Here is a 17,414-nt window from a genome sequence, read left to right as displayed (position 1 = left end):
ACTGTGGAACGCGGCCGAGGCCATGGAAAAGCGCAAGGACGCGCAACTGGCTCGGGAGCTCGTGTTGGCGCTGCCGGCCAATGAAGAGCTCGGCCATGACGACCGGGTCGAACTGGCGCGGTCCTTCGCGCTGGAGCATTTTGTCTCGAAGGGGCTCGCGGTCCAGCTAGACGTCCATGCACCGCACGGGGCGGAGAGCGAGGGCGAGCGGGCCAATCATCATGCGCATTTGTTGATCACGACACGGCGGCTGGACGAGAACGGGTTCGCAGCAAAAAAAGCGCGCGATCTCGATCCGGTGATCAAGCGTGGCGGCGGCCGCGCGATTGTCGCCGAGGGCGAGGCCTGGGGGCAATTGTGGCGCGATCATCAGAACCGGTACTTTGCCGAGCAGGGGCTTTCGATCCGCGTCGATGCAACGAGCGCGATGCCACAGGAACATATCGGACCGATCCGCATGCGCACGCCGGGCGCGGAAGCGAATGTCCGGGCCGAGCAGATCAGGCGAGCGAACGAAGAAGCGGCGCGCGATCCCGAACATGTGCTGGCTGTCTTGACGCGCAACCAGGCGAGTTTTTCCGAATACGATCTCGACCGGCATCTGAAAAAGCACATTCAAGACGAGGGCGAACGCGCGGATGTGAAGGGCAAAGTGCTCGGGCTTGACGATGTGCTGGCGCTGCATGACCGGGAGACAGGCGAGCGTGCAGGGCGCTGGACAACGCGGGCGGTGCGCGACCAGGAGATTTTGGCGCTTGCCGATGGACGGCGCGTGGCAGGAGGCGGGCATCGCGCTATCGGCGTTGGGGATCGGGACCGTGTGATGTCAGCGCGGGAGCTACGTGCGGATCAGCTTGCCGCGTTCGATCATGCGACTGGGTCCGGCGGGCTAAAAATAATCGAAGGGCGGGCCGGTACGGGAAAGAGTTTTGCGCTTGGCTCCATTCGCGAGGCGCATGAGGCGGCGGGTTACCGGGTTGTCGGCCTAGCGCCGACAAATGCCGTGGCGCAGACGATGAAGGAGGATGGCTTTGCGCACTCATCAACCGTTCATGCCGAGCTGTTCCGGCTGAAGAACGGACGCGCGCAGTGGGACCGGCGCACTTTGGTCGTGGTCGACGAGGCGGCGATGATGGACGCCAAGGTGACCGGCGAGGTGTTGCGCGAAGCCCGGTTGTCGGGCGCCAAGGTTGTGCTGGCCGGCGACGACCGGCAGCTCGGCTCGATCGAGCGCGGCGGGCTGTTCACCGAACTGAAAAAAGACCACGGCTCGGCCGAGATCACCCAGATCACCCGCCAGAAGGTCGACTGGCAGAGAGAGGCGGCGCACGATCTTTCGGACGGTCGCTTCGAAGATGCGCTGCGGGCCTTTGCCAGAAACAAGGCGGTGGTATGGACGTCGAAGCAGGATGAATTGCGAGAAAAACTGGTCGAGCGATGGGCCAAGGATGCTGCTTCCAATCCGTCGGCATCGCGGTTCGTGTTCGCCTACACCAACAAGGATGTCGATGCGCTGAACAAGGATTTGCGCGCGGTGCGTCGCGAGCGTGGTGAACTCGGCGAGGATTTCGTGTTTACGACCAAGCATGGTGAGGCCGCGTTCGCTGTCGGCGACCGGGTGCAGTTCACCGATACGCTGAAAGGCGCCGGCATCTACAATGGCAACGCCGGGACCATCACCGGCATCGAGCGGAATTTTGGCCGCATCAGTGTCGCGCTCGATGCGGCCGCTGGCCGCGAAGGGCGAAAGGTTGAGTGGTACGCATCGGAGTTTTCTGGATTCCGGCACGGCTATGCCGGCACCATCTACAAGGGCCAGGGCAAGACGCTCGATCATACCTATCTCATGCACACGCATCACTGGCGTGCCGCCTCGAGCTATGTTGCGCTAACGCGGCAGCGTGAGAGCGCGACGATCTTCGTGGCGACGCAGACTGCGCGGGATTTGCGGCAGCTCGCCCGCCAGATCGGGCGCAACGAGATCAAGGCGGCGTCGGTGGCTTATGCAACGCGCGACGAGCTCAGCGCGGAACAACGGGCGAAGCTGGACGAGGGACGGGCGGCGGAGAACGCTCGGCCGGCGTTGCATGTTGGGCAAGTTCAGGATGGCCGGGAAAAGGAGGAGCGACAGATGGCTTCAGTTGTCGAAGAGGCACGCGCGGGTACGCTTCGGACAGATCCGCGCACACCGGAAATGCAGGCCGGCGCAATCGCAGGGGACGCGGAGAATCAGCGCCAGGGTACTGAGCATCAAGGCGCAACGCCTGAGCCCGTCGTGGCGCAGAAGTCAAAAAAGGCAGGAGACAGCGATCGTCGTGGGCCAGCCGATGATCGGGCCGTCGCAGGCAAAACCGAAACTCGGCAGTCTGTTCCAGGCGCCAGAAATGAAGAGGGATCGCCCGGCACCACGGCCGACCGGCCAGCGGACGTGAGGGTGCTGATAGCTGCATTCCAGGATGTGAATGCTGGTGGCAATCGCCGCGACAGCCTTGGGCGAGCGCTCGACGAACGAAGCATCGCTGCTGCTGTCAGTCGCGATGCGGATGTACAGCGCGAGCGCGACGCTCGCCCGATCTATCTGGAGACCGCTTACCGTGATCCGATAGCGGCGGCGCGGCGTCTCGACGAGATCATTGCTCGAGACGGTCCGACAAGTGCGGCGCGACGTCTATCGGCGGACACCAGCTTGGTCGGCGAGCTGCGGGGCAGGGAAGGGCTCTTCGCCAGCGCCAGGGCGCGGGAAGAGCGGGAGGCAGCTCACAGAGCAACCGCGGCGATCGGCCCGAACATTGTCCGGACCGCCGAGTTCGAGAACCGGGCCGCCCAGGCCTATCGCGGTGATGTGGAAAAGCAGATGAAGGCTGATGCGGTGGAGGTAAGGGACGTTTCGGATCGGGCGAAAGCCGCGCTCGGAAAAATTGCAATGGCCAAGGATGATCGCGAGCGGGCCGAAGCCTTCAAAGCGGTGTCAGCCGATCAGCAGGTCAGTCGGGAGATCGCCGCCTTCAGGAAATCGATTGAAGCCCGTTTCGGTGAAGACGGCGCTCGCGAAATCGCTCGCGCGACAGCCTCGAACAAACCGTTTGAACATTCATCCGTGCCGAAATCCGAACAGGCCAGGTTGGGTGAGGCCGCTAAGCTCTATTCCGCGGCCCGATCTGGTGAAGTCGCGTCCAGGCAACAGGCCGAAACTGAACGTCTTGCAGCGCGAGAATCTCAGTCGACACGGCTGAAGCAGTAGGGAAGCGCCGGGGGGCCGGCTGTCGTTATCCCGTCGGCGTCGCAGGCCGCGGCGAATGACTACTCTTTAGGCAAGGTGGTCGTTCATTGTCACAAGTGGGCCCGCTACGGTTCAGAGCTGCAGATCAGCAATCGGCGAGTTGCCAAAGATGCTCTTGTGCTCTCGGCTGAACTGCGAGGGGCTGAGGTCGCGCGATGCACCTTCAGCAGCCGGGCAACCTCGGCCGGCTTGATATCGTCGTTGACGAGCTGTCGCGCATGCGCGACCTGGTCGGGGGAGGGCAGGGGAAGGGCAGGGGAGGGACCGAACCGGGTCCCGCGCGCCTTGGCCGCGATCCGGCGCGGAGCCATCAGATAGCTCAAACTTCGCTAAAGTCGTAGCGAAACCCGCGAACCTCCCAAAGCTCCGACAGGGTCGGGGTTTCTTTCAAAAAACGAAGAACCTTCCGAGCCGCGATCAAATTGTAGGGGAACATTCCAATAGATGAGTGCCCACAATTCAGCCGCACGACCTCAGGCGGAAGATTGCACTTCGCCAGCAACTCAATGAGACGCTCAGAGGCTCCTGGACGCGCAACCGTATCGTCCTTACCGAGCAAGAACATCAAATCCAGACGAGGACGTGTAAGGCCGAAAAGATGCTTCTCTAGATCGATGAGACCCCAAGCGGTTCTTAGCCCTTCCAGTGACATGGACGGTTCAATACGACCACGTAAGGCCGTCATGGTCTCCGCAGTCCAGACGAGATCAGCAGGGCTTCCCGGCGATACCATGAGAACCGCCTTATCAACCTTCTGCTCTTGGGCAGCAACGAGACCCGCAACAGTGCCACCCAAACACATTCCTACAACCGAGATTTTCTGATACCCCTGACTATAAAGCCAACGAACAATCTTACGGCCATCTAAAACAGCCTGTCTCATCGACTGGACGGTGCGCCCTAAATTCGCGTTGAAAAGTTTTTCCTCAGAATAGTCATTCGAAGCCCGCCCAAAATGATACGGAAGTGTAGCTTCAATAATCGTTATACCCTTTCCAGCGAAGTATTTGGAAAACGCCGGATACCGGCTCCGAGCATACCAATGATGGAACACAACAAGCGCATGCTGTTTCAATCCGCTATCCGTAACAATGCATTCAAACGTGTTGTTCGCCTGGTCTTCAGTTGAAATATCAGATTGGAAGATAACACTATCCGCTTCTTCCCCTAACGGAGTGGCTGGCAATATAGGTGCGAAAAACGCCTCGCCCTCGGAAATTTTATTGAAGGCCAATTCGTCAGAACCATCGCAAGAAAATGGAATCGCCTTATCATGAATTCGCCTCTGACGTTCCAATGATCGCAGGATGTGCTTACGATCATAACGGCGCGCTAGATAACGGAACATTTTCTCTCCTTTTTCTTTGCAGGTTGGAAACCTTCATCATGAAACCAATGCTGAAATCCCACCGGACTTCATTCGCCCGACAAAGGGGCGGCTGGACATCCCTCCACACTATTTAGCGCCCGATAAAGGGTTGCTCGATGCACCTTCAGGAGCCGTGCAACCTCAGTCACTGGCTTGTCTTGGGCGATGAGCTGGCGGGCGTGCGTGATCTGGTCGGCCGATAGCGCAGGGGAGGGACCGAACCGCACTCCACGCGCCCTGGCCGCGATCCGGCCAGCGCTGGTGCGCTCCACGATCAAGGATCGCTCGAAATCCGCAACGCCGGCGAACACGGTCAACACCATGCGGCCGGCCGGCATCGTCGTGTCGGCCCATGGCTCGGCCAAAGATCGCAAGCCGGCCTCGGCCTCCCCGATCCGCTCGGCAATGTCGAGAAGGTCTCGCGTCGATCGGGCGAGGCGGTCTAGCCTGGTGACCGTCACCACGTCGCCGGGGCACAAATGGTCGAGGAGCTTCACCAGCTCGGGCCGATCGCGCTTTGCCCCGGAAACCTTTTCCTCAAAGAGGCGAATGCAGCCGGCCAAGCCAAGCGCCGCGCGCTGCTGGTCAAGGTCCTGGCCCTGGGTGGAGACCCGGGCATAGCCAATCATCATGGTGGCGGGTTTCCTGTCGCGAGTTATGTCGCAAGGACAATTACCACTTGCGACAAAGACATGCGACACAAAAACCCCCTGACTTTCAGGGGACGTGTTAGGGCGAGATAACGCGAGACGCGTCATTATCCAGTTGGCTGGAACCGTGATCGACGCTGCATCCGACGAAGCGACATAGCATCGAAATTTTGGTGCACTACCATCGACGCTGACATTCCTGATCAGCCGCAATCGCTAAGGTTGCCGAATGAACGCCGGGGTTGCAAAATGACAGGAGCTCCGGCTATGTTGTCTGTCATTTTACTATGGGCTATATCGTCAGGGCAAAAAGGGCCGAGAGACAGGCAAGTTGTGCGCACGCATCGATTTATGAGGCGAAATGGAAAGGGCGAAGTGGACAACCCGCTTCGCGTCAACATTGCGACGGTCCTCGAGGCCGAACGCCGACAAAGGCGGCTTCGTCACCAGGACATGGCGCAGTTGTTTCATACGTCGCCTGGTAAGGGTCTCGCCTACCGGACGTATATCAAAACTGCTCGGCGTAGGAACAATGTCACCTTGCGTACCTTAGACATGATGGCCCGTTCGCTTCGGATCTCGATTGCGACGTTGTTGACAGCTAAAACCGATATCGAGCCCTGGATTCATGAGCTTGGAGACCAATCAATCCGGAGGCGTCTTGGCGCCATTATCAACAGCGAGCGCGAGCGCCGGAATCTTCTGTGCTATCAGATGGCAGAGTTGATCGGCGTCTCGGAGATTACATTCGCGAAGTTGGAACGCGGCGCTGGAAATATCAGTGTCGATACAATTGCTGGCATCGCGAAGTCGCTATGTCTGGATCCCACGACATTTCTGTTCCAAGACCAGATTGCTTGCGACCCCTCTCCTCAAACGTAACGTCGCGCTGCCAACCCTTACTTTCCTCGTCATTGACCTATCAGCCGAGAATAGCAATGGGCTGAGCGCGCGATCCATCAGCCACGTCTTGAGGGCGTCCGCGGCATGCCCAACCAGACCATCGCCGCCAAAGCGCCGGTCCTGCTATTCAAGGTCTTAGCTCCTGACCAAGCGGCTTCGCGGCAATGCCAGGAATGTCATCTATCCCCACAGGTTTCCCGATCAGATAGCCTTGAGCTTCGTCGCATCTGACGTGGCGCAGATAGTCGAGTTGTTCGGGAGTTTCCACGCCTTCGGCTGTTACCTCAATTCGAAGCTCATGCGCCAGCTCAATCAATGATCTTACAATCGCGGCGCAGTCGGCATCGGTCAGCATATCCTGGACAAAAGATCGGTCGATCTTAAGCCGCGAAAGAGGCAGTTTACGAAGGTAGGTTGTGCGTACCCCTCTGGCGAAAGCTCGAGCCGGATCCGAGTGTTGGAGTGATGGAGGCAAGCAGCCGATCGACACCGGATCTGGCCCTGTTGCCAAGCGACGACCACCTGGCGACCGATCAGGCTTGTATATGCCTTGGCAGCAAGGGGCGAGCACCAGATACGTTAGAAGTGGCCCCGATGGTGAGGGCACTCCGAGTGCGCAATTTGCTGGCAGGTTCGCCCGATCGGCCGATCGGCTGAACAGGCGGATGTAAGAGCTGCCGCATTGACCTCCGCGCCTTTGAGGAGCCGGCGATGCTTCAAGAAGAAAGCGGCCGAATCCGATTTTTCTGCATGGCGCAAAGCCTACGCGGCGACGGCGCCGCTCCCATTCAAACCCGTGGGGGTGGACTGCCATGTTACAGTCCCAGCCGCCTCTTCAGTTCCGCGTTCTCCGCGCGCAGACGTTCCGCAAGCAGGTTCTTCAACTGCTTGTTTTCTTCCTCCAGCGCCAGAAGATCTTTGAGATCGTCACTCGCTGGCGCGGCCACCGCGGCCACCGCGGTTACCGCGGCCTTCTTCTTCCATTGATAATAGGTCTGCTCCGTTGTGCCGGCCTGCGTAACGGCGCTCTTTAGAGTGGCGCCGCCACCGAGCAACTTTTCGATTTGACTGAGCTTTTTGACGCGCTCCTCTTCGGAGTACATTTTGCGGCCGAGCCGTGCTGATCCGACCCCCTTATTGGCCTCGGATGAGGCGCCGTTCTTAGGAGCAGGTGACTTCAAATCCGTCTTTGTGTTTCGCGGCGGGCGGTTCTTCTTCTTCGTCTCTGGAGCCTCGATGTTCGCAGCGCCTTTCGTGGCGGCATTTAACGGTTCAGTATGCTCGGTCTCTGCCATGTGATGCTCCACTTTTGCCTGGTCCAAACGTTCAGCATTAAACGTCACGATATTGTAATCAACAAACTTACGGTTTGACGTGTCCATCTCCTCGAGTTGCCGTGTCGTCTCGGCGAAAGCAGCTGAGAGATCCATGTCGCCCCAAATGGAATTGTCGCGTTTTTGATAGCCGCGCCTTTGCTTGACTTCCACGATAAACGGTCGGGTTTGCCGCCTCATAATTTCTTCCTTGATTACATGCCAATTGAACAAGGAAACCACCGCTGAAGAGAGCAGCACTGTGAAACGCTTGCCAGTCTTCGGTGCAGAGCTTCCCTGAGCGAAGGAGCGATCTTTGCCGGAAACGTTCGATCAGGCTTTGGGCTTCCGCTTGCCAGATTTCTGAACCGACGATCCTTTTGCAGCTTGCTGAGGTGGTTTTCGCCCTAAGCCCGCCTTTTTTGCCAAAGCCGAGCGAGTTGCCGCGTAGTTCGGCGCAACCATGGGGTAGTCGGAAGGCAGGCTCCATCTCGCACGATAGTCGGCAGGTGTCATGCCATAGCTCGTAGCCAGGTGACGCTTGAGAGACTTGAACTTCTTGCCGTCTTCCAGCGAGATGATGAAATCCGGCGTCACGGATTTTCTGATCGGAACCGCCGGCCTCAGCGGCTCTGCCTCTGGTTGGGACTGGGCACCAGACGGCAACGAGTTCAACGACCGGTATACCCGGTCGATCACAGAGGCAAGTTCTCCCATAGGGACCGGGTTGTTGGATACGTATGCCGAAACAATTTCGGCGGTTAGTTCAACAAACGCGTTGCTCGTTTCACCCTCAGCCAACGTTTTTCCTCTTAGTCAGACAAATCACACAAAAGCGGAGAATAGAGTAGTCACCCGATGTCTGCAATCGCGCCCCATTTGCGGGGCGCGCCCAACAGCAGTTATCGCCACCGTTTGCTCTCCTGGTGTCCGCCGCCGCCGATTTTTCCCGAAGATGTTCGTCCACAGCCCATGCTCACCACTGGCGCAGCCGTATCCGATGGCAGGGACGTGACCGTGCCCGACGGATCGGTTCCTCAGCCGCCGGCGGTTGGGGATGCGCCGATGGCGGAGGTAGCGAACGCACAGGCTGGAGCCAGACGAACCCGCAAGTTAAAGCGCTGGCAGAAAGATGTTCCTTTGCCGCGAGGTCAACGATGGAAGCGGCGCCTGCCTTGGGTGCTCCGTCAGAGCCGGGCCTAGCGGTAGGTCGACCGCTCCAGGATCGAACTGCCCTGTCGGACTGCTCAGGAGAGACCTACAGCGCGTCCAAATAGCAAAGCTTGAACCGTGCCGTAGGTGTTGCCTATCAGCCGCTCTCGGACTTGGGTGCGAGAAGGAAATCATAGACGGGCTCAGGCAGTTGGCCAGCCGCCGGCTCTCGCAAAACAGCCGGAAAAGTTGTGGCCGTTTCGGCTTCGACCGCGAGCGCGGCAGGTGTCATTCCGATTGCAGCCTCGAAGGGCCGGCTCGGCAGAAGCCCCACCTGACGAAAGAGCGCTGCAGCCCTTGTCGCATGGCGCGCGGCAGCGACCCTCTTTCCCTCGCGGATCTTCACCCCGGCCGCCGCCAACAAGATCAATCCCTTGAAGAACAGGCGATGCTGAGCGCTGCATTTGGCAGCATGCCATAGAGGCTCCCACGCCTCATGAGCTTCCCAGTAATAGCCGTGGTTGAAAAGGTCGATTCCCCATCGGAACACGTTTGAGCTGAGTGATTCCTCGACCGTAACAACGGTCACCGCGTCGCTTTGATAACTGTGACCCAACGGATCGCGAACCGGATGTGGATTTTTGCCAGGCAGGTATGCGTAGCCCGGGAAATTCTTTTCGGGCAGCAGGCGAGGACGTGACATAGGCCCAGCAATCACGAAAGCGCGTTGGTGGCAATTCCAGATGAAGTAATCGCTTGCGTAAGTGTCGTGAATGACGGCTAACGTGCGCTTCCCTGGGGGGAGCGATTTATCTTTGGTGGACGAACAGCAAGCGCAAAGCGACGCCTACCGCCTCGAGCGCATGGACAATGGCCGCGCCACTCCTCTGGCGCTTTTTTATACGGCGGCCGAGGCTTTAGCTGTCTTAGGCTGTATGGTCGATGGCTACCGCTTGATGCTTGGCAGCAGGCAAGTATGGCCTGCATCCGGCGGTCATGACGCGACATCGCAAGTTAGGCACGCCGACCGTTTGGCTATTTAGTGTTGCCAAGACGTCTTTACTCGCCTCGGCCGGACGGAATTTAGCACCCCCTAGGATCCAGTTTTGCCCGGATCTTGCCGATCGCCTTCATGATGGTGTCGGCGGCTTGCCGGTCTAGCGCGATATCGAGGAGGCCTTCCGTTGTCCGGATCGAGAGAATGCCAAGGGTGCCTTTCTCGTCCGCGACCGTGCCGACATGGATTTCGGTCGGCACGAAAGGCCGTGCTTTTTCCACACGTTTCATGGTTACTCGCGTCGCTTTGGGCGGCTTCCGACAATCACGCGCGAACTCAGGCTTATCATTAGAGGGGCCCCGTTTCTTGTCTGGGAACGTCATCGCATCGCCGTAAATTGCCGCCCGATCTGAACGACACAGCGCGGTAATGCTCTCGTCGAGGCAGACCGGAACCTGCGCTATCCGCCTGTTGGCTGCTTTTCCTACCTATGCATGTGCATCCTCTGATGAAAGCCACGCGTCCATAATTTTCGTTCGATATTGCGATGGACGACGACACATCGCAGGCCGGTCAGCCCATCGCCGGTTAATGCCTGAATTTCACTTTGATCCTTCCCGCTGCGCCTTGCCGCATCGATGCCTGGAACCGGCTGCATGCTTGCCAGCGCGGTCGCGGCGCATCTGGAGCGGCTGACAAAGCGACCTCCCCTCTTCCACGAAAGCGAGTTCGAGGGGCCGCGCAAGGAGCGGAAGAACTCGCGTTTCCTTTTTTCACGGTCCGCTGAAAAGTCTTCAGCCTAAACATGACCATTGTGGTTCGCCTGTCGTATTTCTGGGCGCCATTGCACGGTAGAGTGACCGCTCTTCGCCGCGCAGCAGGGAATGGCAGAATGTCATGCCAGGCACGGCAAAGACGGCGCAGATCGTCACGCTCTAAAGAAGACGTCACTTTCCAGAGGGAATCTTTCATTCCGGCGATCGGGAGGTTCGGCCGGTGAATGGACGACGACAATGACGCGCTCAGGAAATAGATGGAACGATCCGGGCCAGGCACCGGCACGGATCGCCTCCCAAAAATGGCGGGCCGGTCCTGGTATCGAGGCGCCGTCGCGAGATTTTCGAGGTGGCGGTGGCTTTGGTGTCTGTTGCCCGGAGGGCGAAGTGCGTAGCAGATGAGTGAGCACCTGCCAGCGAAAGGGCATAGCGGCTCCGCAAAACGGTGACGGCAACGAAAGTCTTCCGCATCAGTCCGACCCGGGAGGCCTCAACCATGTCCCACACTTTGCCCGCACGAACCGCCATGACGCAGTCGACTGCCTGGCCGACCATCGGCTGCTGCACGAACTCGCCTATGTCGACGGGCGGTGGACGGCGAGCGAGGCCGCCGAAGGCTTCGAAGTCACCGATCCGGCCAGCGGCGGCACCGTCGCCTTCGTCTCCGCGTTCGATGCTGGCCAGACAACGCCGCCTCGCGCCTTTGACACTCATAAGGGAGTGAGCTTCGGCCGTCCCGAGGCGCTTACCCTGATTGGCGGCAGGTACCCCGAGTTGAGTCAGTTAGCCGTCATCATTCTCAAATCAAGGTCATATATCGCGGCTAGGCCTGGGCTTCTAGCGTCACGGCGAGCGCGGCGGCCGGAAAAGCAATGGTGAAGGAACACGCGTCTAAATATGGTTATGCGGAAATCCTGGTGACTACTCTTTGACTCCTGACATCGCGACCGAGTCGGTGAAGAACCGCTGGAAGCCTAGTAGGATGACCGCAGGGATGAGACTAAGAATGGTCGATGCGGCGAAAATCTGGCCGTAGTCGCTGCTGTAATGACCCGCCATAAGGCCGAGGGTAATTGGGGCGACGAGCATGTCCTCGCGCGTGGTGACCAAAAGCGGCCAGAGATAGGCCTGCCATTGTGTATTGAAGAGGATGAGCCCCGCGGCGATGAGAGCCGGACGCGAAAGTGGCAGGAAAATTTGTAGGAAAATTCTTAGCCAGCCGGCTCCGTCGACTTGCGCGGCTTCAATTAGCGAACGCGGGATGGCGAGGAAAAACTGCCGCAGCAGGAAGATCACTATGCCGTTACCCACAAAGGGAATGATCAGTGCGATGTAAGTATTCTGTAGCCCAATCTTTGTGAAGATGGCCGACAATGGGAGAGCCACGACCTCCTCAGGGATTAAGAAGCTGAAGACGAACATGGCGAAGACGACCTCGCGGCCGCGCCACTGCATGGCGCTCAACGCGAACGCGGCGGCTGCGCACACAAACAGTCCCATAACGACCGTAGATGCTGCCACGACGATCGAGTTGATCAATCCGGTCCGGAACGCTCCGCCGAGCGCGCTGCTAAAGTTTGCCAGTGTCGGCCGAGGCGGGATGAAGGTCCCAATGGAAAGCGGGTCGAGCGAGGTAAAAATCTCGCTACCAGGCCGGAGGCTTCCGGCAACCAGCCAGACGATCGGAAGTAGAAAGCCGGCGGCGACGGCGATACCGAACAGTAGTTGAACGATGCGTCCCGCCCCGGCCGAATTTGTTTCTCCGGCGCTCATAGTTGCTTCTCGCGCGACAGCAAGCGGAATTGAATGAGAACGATGACCATCATGATAACCATCAAGGTCAACCCTTCCGCAGCGGCCAGTGACACGTCATTGAAAAAATAAGCCTGCTGATACACGTCGAACATGACGAGCTGCGTGCTGCCCCCGGGCCCGCCTCGGGTAAGTATAGCGATCGGCGCAAACAGCAAAAATGCGGCCACTGTGTCAGCAACGATTACGAAGGCCAGCGGCCTACGCATCAGCGGGATAGTGATGTGCCAAAGCGACGAAAGCTTCCCAGCCCCATCAATCGCTGCCGCTTCATAGAGATCGCGAGGAATGTCCTTAAGTCCGCCGATTAGGAACATCATCCAGTATCCGCATCCAATCCACGAGGCCATAACCGTGATCGACATCAGCGCCTGGCTTGGCGAAGAGAGGAACGGCTGAGCGCTCACACCTAAAGACCCCAACAGAGCATTTGCCAGCCCCTGCGGTCGGTATGCCGCGCCCCATAGGATGGCCGCAACGCTCGAGGGTACGAATACCGGCAGGAACACCAAGACTCGCAGCGGCGAGAAGATCCGGGAGTTTTCGGCAAACAGCAAAGCCAGGCCGAAAGCGATTGCCGTCTGCAGCGGCACGGTCACCGCGACAAAGGTTAGGGTGGCCTGGAGCGTGTTGGCAAACGAAGGCGCCGTGAAGAGGAACTCAAAATTGTCGAGCCCGGCGAATTCGCCTTGCGGGCCGGACAAGCTCTGCTGAACAAGCCATCCGGCTGGCAACAAACGAAAGGCCAGAAGAGCAAACAGAGCCGGCGCAAGGAAAGGGAGCGGCGCCATGGCCGCTCTCCATTTTGAAAGTCGACGAATCATGGGAGCAATCCTCACAATTCGTCTCTCAGAAATCGCTTCCGTAGCCATCGTTTCTAGTGCGGGATGCGCTTGAAACTACGCTCAAGCTCGCTTTGCAGCTGGGCAAAGGTTTCAGCGGCGCCATTCCCGTTGCGGATATCGCTCCACGCACGCGTTACCAGCTCCTCCAATTGGAGATATCCCAGTGTGCGCGGCCGCCGAATGGCCGTGTTCGCCAGCTCGTACTGCATCAGAGCATCGATGCCCTTGAGGTTTGGGTTTTGCTGAGGAATGCGGCTCAGAATTTCCTGCGTAGCGCCTATGTTCGCGGACAGACCGCTACCGCCGGCGGCAACTACCGCCCCGTCTTTGTCCAAGCCCGCGTAGTTCAGGAAATTCAGAGCCTTGTCGACGTTCTTAGTGTCCGCCGCCATTCCCAAATGGAATGATTCAGAAGGCGTCACCGCCTTGCCACCGGCAAAATACGGATGAGGTGCCGCCCCATAGTCAAGACCTTCGACCTTACTGAATTCGGCGATGTTCCAGGGGCCGCCAACAAGAAAAGCAAGCCGGCCAGCTTTGAACAGGTCGCGCATCTCTTGGCTCTTGGTCGGAGCCCGCGAAGCCACGCCATCGGCGAAGATGCTTCCATACCATTTTCCTGCCTGCAGCCAAGCATCGTTGGCCACGTCCACGGTCAGCAAATCCTCACCCTTGACCCCTGGCCCACCGCCAAGCGATTCTGGAAGGACCTGTAGCTGGTAGTAGCGATCGACTTGCTCGAAGCCGAAGCCCGTCTCGGCTCCGGCCGCCTGCACCTTCTTGGCAAGCTCGATGACCTTGTCCCAGGTCATGCGCGCGTCAGGCGAGACACCCGGCGCTTCTACGCCGGCCTTGGCCAGAAGCCCTTTGTTGAAGAACAGGACCTGCGTTGACTCCTCCATCGGCATTGTCAGCATCTTCCCGATATAGTTTGCTCCCTGGATATCGCTAGGGAACAATTTGCCTTTGCTTTTTTCTCCGAAGGCGCTCGTCAAGTCTCCCAAAATGCCCAGCTTGGAGAACGTCGGGACATAAGTGGGGTCCACGAGGAAGACATCGATTCCGGAATCCCCCGTCCGGAAGCGCTGGAGGATCGTGTTCTGAAGGTCGGAAAAGGGCACACCTTCGAAAGCAATCTTCTCGCCAGACACCTTCTCGAACGCATCGAAGAGTCCCTTATAGTAGGTGCCGTCTCCCCAGCCGAAGAACCGCAGCGTCTGAGCCTGGGCCGCAGCCGTCAACGGACCAAGCAGTGGCAACGATGATACCCCCAACATGCCGGTCAAGAAACCGCGCCGACCCAAGCGATAGCCCATTATAGTCATCTTGTTCCTCCCGTCCGTTCTACGGACCACTATTAAGGGAACCACTCCCTTGACCTCGAAGCGAACGCTAGATGATTTCTTGCAAGAATGCAATATCCTAATATTGCTAACGCCCAGACTCTCTGATATTGATGTCTCGCCTTGAGGAGACCGCATGATTCGGCCCGGTAGAACTCCACTTCATATTCAGCTCGCGGATATCATTCGATCTCAGATCGAGAGCGGTGTCTTCAATGCTGGCGATCAGCTCCCCACCGAGACGGAGCTGATGAAGCGGCACGAACTCAGCAGCAGCACTGTGCGACAGGCGGTGCTTGCCCTTGTCGGTGAAGGCTTGCTTTATCGACGCGCAGGCAAGGGGACATTCGTTGCCAAACGACACATCGGCCGGGACCTGCTCACTTTTTCAGGATTTTCGGAAGAAGCCGAAGCGCGTGGCTTCCGGCCGGGTACTAGGCATGTGACGGTGGACTGGCGTCCCGCCGACGCTTCGGTTGCAACCGCCCTTGACGTCCCGACCGATGAGAGCGTCTTGACCATCGAGCGCGTGCGAACCATCGACGACGAGGTCGTAGCGGTTGAGACGGTTTCGTTCGTCGCGGCAATCGGGCGCCACATGGAAAAGCTTGACCTAGCCGACACCTCTTTCACTAAGATTCTCGAGCAGCACCTTGGTGTGTCGCTTGCCCGAGCCAAGCAGGAGATACGGGCCGGCACTGCACGTGCCAGACTAGCGAAAACACTCGACGTGCCGAGCGGTACGGCGGTGCTGCAAATTGACCGTATCGCCTTCGACGCGACCGATCAGGTCATTTACTTTTCGTCCTCGTCCTACCGGGCAGATCGCTACATTTACACCGGCTGGATCGAGCGCAAGAGCGCCTTGATCGCTGAACCACGCCAGCTAGTCAGCCGGATGAGATGATGCCCAATTGCGAAGTATACGTGGTCGGCTCGTACGGGGTTGCGTTTTGGATTGTGGGCGAGGTGCCGGCGCCGGGCGAAACTCTGCTGGGGTCGGGATTTGCCTTCGGAAATGGCGGCAAGGGCTCTAATCAGGCCATCGGAGCTGCGCGACTTGGCGCCAGATGCAAATTGTTGGCGGGCGTTGGGGACGACAAATTCGGTGACGAGGCGCTGCAACTTTGGCGGGCCGAAGGCGTCGAGTGCTCGGCGGTGATGCAGATAGTTGAGACACCGACGATGGCCGGGATAATCATCCTCGACGCCGCAGGCGAGAACCGCATCATTACCGATCCCGGCGCCAACGCGCGGCTGACGGCGACCGATGTCGAAAGCTTCGCAGCCACGTGGAAGAGCCCGGGCATCCTACTCACACAGCTCGAGATCCCAGTCGAGACGGCGGCCCGCGCGCTTGCCATCGGCAAGGCGCGGGGCCTGACGACCATCCTCAATCCTGCACCTGGCCGCGCCTTGCCGAAGGAAGTCTTTGCAGACGTTGACATCCTAACGCCGAACCAGTCCGAAGCGCGCATTCTGCTGGGGCTCGACGCGGACGATCGGCACGCCGACGCCGATTTGGCGGCAAGACTGCGCGGCCTCGGCGTGGGGCACGTGGTCATGACGCTGGGAACGGATGGTGCTTTGATTGCCGGCCCCGAAGGACTGACCAAGATCGCGAGCTACCCAGTCGACGTCGTCGACACTACCGGGGCTGGAGATGCATTCAACGGGGCACTCGCTGCAGGGCTGGCCAGTGGATTGACCCTCGCTGACGCCGTTCGCCGCGGTACTGCAGCGGGCGCCCTCGCAGTGACCAAAAAGCTCGTGGTTCCGGCATTGCCCGACGAGAGTCAGATTTCAGAATTGATGAAAACCCGGACCGCTTGCGCATGAAGATTAAGGTTGCCTTCCTTCCCACCGGTCCCCTGGCTATTGCCGGAGACGTGTGCATTGTTGTGGATGTGATCCGCGCCACGACAGCTCTCGTCGGACTTTTCGACGCCGGCAGCGATCGTGTATTTGTCGGAGGATTTCGCTCCGACGTCGCCAAAGCGCGCGCTGCCGTAGGCGAGAATGGAATTATTTGCGCGGAGCTGGATGATGGGTCAACGCCACTCGGGTTCGATCATGAGCCCTCGCCGTCCCTCCTGTCGCGACTCAATCTGTCGGGGCGCTCCGCGATGCTGGCAACGGCAAATGGCACGCCAGCCATTCTCGCGGCAGTTCGCGAAGGCGCAGCGTTGATACTGATTGGTTCGCTGCGAAACCTTGATGCGGTCGCCCGGCGTGCGTTCGCGGAGGCATCATCGCGCAATGCGGACATCACGATAATCTGCTCAGGTCAACTTCGAAACTCACGTGTTGCGATTGAGGATAGCTATTGCGCCGGACTGATCGTTGCTCAGTTTTGTGAACTGGCAAAGGATGACGCTGTTGATCTAGAAGACTCCGCGTCGCTCGCTCATGGCTTCACAATCTCGCAAGATAGTCCAGTGAAGGTGTTACTGAGCTCGATGACTGGGCGCCGCTTCATCGGCAACTGCCGGCAGAACGACGTGGAGTTCTGTGCACTCATCAATGAATCAACAATCGTTCCGGTCGTGGCCGCGCAAGGCGAAGACTCCAATCATCCGGTTTATCTTCTCGATGCCTAGCAGCGCAGATGCCATTAGATTGATCAGTGGACGACCTCGCGTCCTGGCGACAGCAGATCTTAGCCCGGAAGGCATCGCCTCGCTCCGCGAAATAGGCGAGCTTTCATTGCTCGGCTGGGCCGCCGGCGATTGGTTCTGTGATCGCAAGCAGCTAAAGGACGCAATTGCTAATGCAGAGATTGTGATAGCGGGATACGAATGCTTCGACGAGGAACTGATGGCAGCCGCGCCGCAACTTCGCGCCATTCTGTCAGTGCGCTCGGCCCCGCAAGCGAATATCGATGTGGCGGCCGCAACGGCGCGCGGGATCGCCGTCTTGCACACTGTCGGGCGCACGGATCACGGGGGTTGCAGAGTTTACGGTTGCTCTCGGC

At 58.9% G+C, this 17,414-nt stretch carries 17 protein-coding genes and 2 pseudogenes; 7 read left to right on the top strand and 12 right to left on the bottom strand.

All coding sequences use genetic code 11. The features are described from left to right. Nucleotides 1–22 precede the first annotated feature (22 nt). A complete protein-coding gene (locus A6B35_RS30045) occupies nucleotides 23–3,241 on the top strand; it encodes an AAA family ATPase (RefSeq protein ID WP_065518338.1) in 3,219 nt (1,072 codons plus the stop codon). 104 nt (nucleotides 3,242–3,345) lie between these two features. Here the strand turns inward: A6B35_RS30045 and A6B35_RS36810 are convergent. The 3 genes and pseudogenes from A6B35_RS36810 to A6B35_RS30035 form a co-directional block, all read right to left on the bottom strand. After that, nucleotides 3,346–3,579: pseudogene (locus A6B35_RS36810) on the bottom strand (hypothetical protein); the annotation flags it as partial. 20 nt (nucleotides 3,580–3,599) lie between these two features. Beyond that, the gene (locus A6B35_RS30040; protein WP_006203670.1) at nucleotides 3,600–4,628 is read right to left on the bottom strand and encodes an alpha/beta hydrolase family protein; all 1,029 of its coding nucleotides are present in this window, start codon (nucleotides 4,626–4,628) and stop codon (nucleotides 3,600–3,602) included. Nucleotides 4,629–4,696: 68 nt separating this feature from the next. After that, nucleotides 4,697–5,281: a recombinase family protein gene (locus A6B35_RS30035; protein ID WP_006203672.1), complete on the bottom strand. Its 585-nt coding sequence runs from the start codon at nucleotides 5,279–5,281 to the stop codon at nucleotides 4,697–4,699. A gap of 393 nt (nucleotides 5,282–5,674) precedes the next feature. On the opposite strand from A6B35_RS30035, the gene A6B35_RS30030 reads away from it, so the two are divergent. Beyond that, nucleotides 5,675–6,181, top strand: a complete 507-nt coding sequence (locus tag A6B35_RS30030; RefSeq protein WP_006203674.1) for a helix-turn-helix domain-containing protein — start codon at nucleotides 5,675–5,677, stop codon at nucleotides 6,179–6,181. Nucleotides 6,182–6,329: 148 nt separating this feature from the next. Here the strand turns inward: A6B35_RS30030 and A6B35_RS37600 are convergent, their stop codons facing one another. The 4 genes from A6B35_RS37600 to A6B35_RS30010 all read right to left on the bottom strand — a co-directional run bounded on the left by A6B35_RS37600 (nucleotide 6,330) and on the right by A6B35_RS30010 (nucleotide 9,370). Next, nucleotides 6,330–7,016, bottom strand: a complete 687-nt coding sequence (locus A6B35_RS37600; RefSeq protein WP_425277665.1) for an EAL domain-containing protein — start codon at nucleotides 7,014–7,016, stop codon at nucleotides 6,330–6,332. 1 nt (nucleotide 7,017) lies between these two features. Next, the gene (locus A6B35_RS36320) at nucleotides 7,018–7,716 is read right to left on the bottom strand and encodes a transposase (RefSeq protein WP_006203676.1); all 699 of its coding nucleotides are present in this window, start codon (nucleotides 7,714–7,716) and stop codon (nucleotides 7,018–7,020) included. 132 nt (nucleotides 7,717–7,848) lie between these two features. Next, nucleotides 7,849–8,316, bottom strand: coding sequence for a Ros/MucR family transcriptional regulator (locus A6B35_RS30015; protein ID WP_006203678.1), 468 nt, complete (start codon nucleotides 8,314–8,316; stop codon nucleotides 7,849–7,851). Nucleotides 8,317–8,824: 508 nt separating this feature from the next. Beyond that, nucleotides 8,825–9,370 (bottom strand): DUF309 domain-containing protein, encoded by a 546-nt coding sequence (locus tag A6B35_RS30010; protein ID WP_081482206.1) that lies wholly within the window; start codon nucleotides 9,368–9,370, stop codon nucleotides 8,825–8,827. Between the two features lie 115 nt (nucleotides 9,371–9,485). Here A6B35_RS30010 and A6B35_RS30005 point away from each other — a divergent pair, with 115 nt between their 5' ends. Continuing rightward, the gene (locus A6B35_RS30005; RefSeq protein WP_139032230.1) at nucleotides 9,486–9,710 is read left to right on the top strand and encodes a hypothetical protein; all 225 of its coding nucleotides are present in this window, start codon (nucleotides 9,486–9,488) and stop codon (nucleotides 9,708–9,710) included. A gap of 40 nt (nucleotides 9,711–9,750) precedes the next feature. On the opposite strand, the gene A6B35_RS30000 is transcribed toward A6B35_RS30005, so the two are convergent. The 5 genes from A6B35_RS30000 to A6B35_RS29980 all read right to left on the bottom strand — a co-directional run bounded on the left by A6B35_RS30000 (nucleotide 9,751) and on the right by A6B35_RS29980 (nucleotide 14,413). Beyond that, complete coding sequence (locus A6B35_RS30000) at nucleotides 9,751–9,954, bottom strand: hypothetical protein (protein WP_006203682.1); 204 nt, start codon at nucleotides 9,952–9,954, stop codon at nucleotides 9,751–9,753. A 732-nt stretch (nucleotides 9,955–10,686) separates the two neighbouring features. Next, nucleotides 10,687–11,154, bottom strand: a complete 468-nt coding sequence (locus tag A6B35_RS36315; protein ID WP_006203684.1) for a hypothetical protein — start codon at nucleotides 11,152–11,154, stop codon at nucleotides 10,687–10,689. A 207-nt stretch (nucleotides 11,155–11,361) separates the two neighbouring features. Next, nucleotides 11,362–12,213: a carbohydrate ABC transporter permease gene (locus A6B35_RS29990; RefSeq protein WP_006203686.1), complete on the bottom strand. Its 852-nt coding sequence runs from the start codon at nucleotides 12,211–12,213 to the stop codon at nucleotides 11,362–11,364. Next, nucleotides 12,210–13,043: a carbohydrate ABC transporter permease gene (locus tag A6B35_RS29985; protein ID WP_167361635.1), complete on the bottom strand. Its 834-nt coding sequence runs from the start codon at nucleotides 13,041–13,043 to the stop codon at nucleotides 12,210–12,212. Before A6B35_RS29985 ends, A6B35_RS29990 begins: the two co-directional genes overlap by 4 nt. An 86-nt stretch (nucleotides 13,044–13,129) precedes the next feature. Further along, nucleotides 13,130–14,413, bottom strand: a complete 1,284-nt coding sequence (locus tag A6B35_RS29980; protein WP_167361634.1) for an ABC transporter substrate-binding protein — start codon at nucleotides 14,411–14,413, stop codon at nucleotides 13,130–13,132. A 163-nt stretch (nucleotides 14,414–14,576) separates the two neighbouring features. Between A6B35_RS29980 and A6B35_RS29975 the strand changes: the two genes are divergently transcribed. From A6B35_RS29975 to A6B35_RS29960, 4 genes and pseudogenes are all read left to right on the top strand, one after another. Next, nucleotides 14,577–15,347, top strand: a complete 771-nt coding sequence (locus A6B35_RS29975) for a GntR family transcriptional regulator (RefSeq protein ID WP_006201723.1) — start codon at nucleotides 14,577–14,579, stop codon at nucleotides 15,345–15,347. After that, nucleotides 15,344–16,279, top strand: coding sequence for a ribokinase (locus A6B35_RS29970; protein WP_006201724.1), 936 nt, complete (start codon nucleotides 15,344–15,346; stop codon nucleotides 16,277–16,279). The genes A6B35_RS29975 and A6B35_RS29970 overlap by 4 nt, the downstream gene beginning before the upstream one ends. Then, nucleotides 16,276–17,040 carry a 2-phosphosulfolactate phosphatase gene (locus A6B35_RS29965; protein ID WP_006201725.1) on the top strand — a complete coding sequence of 255 codons (765 nt, stop codon included), beginning with the start codon at nucleotides 16,276–16,278 and terminating at the stop codon, nucleotides 17,038–17,040. Before A6B35_RS29970 ends, A6B35_RS29965 begins: the two co-directional genes overlap by 4 nt. Continuing rightward, nucleotides 16,964–17,414, top strand: a pseudogene (locus A6B35_RS29960) (hypothetical protein); the annotation flags it as partial. The gene A6B35_RS29965 and the pseudogene A6B35_RS29960, both read left to right, overlap by 77 nt.

Source organism: Mesorhizobium amorphae CCNWGS0123, from assembly GCF_001686985.1.
GTDB classification, from domain to species: domain Bacteria; phylum Pseudomonadota; class Alphaproteobacteria; order Rhizobiales; family Rhizobiaceae; genus Mesorhizobium; species Mesorhizobium amorphae.
The sequence above is the reverse complement of the archived record's forward strand: the minus strand, read 5'-3'. Positions and strand labels throughout refer to the sequence as shown.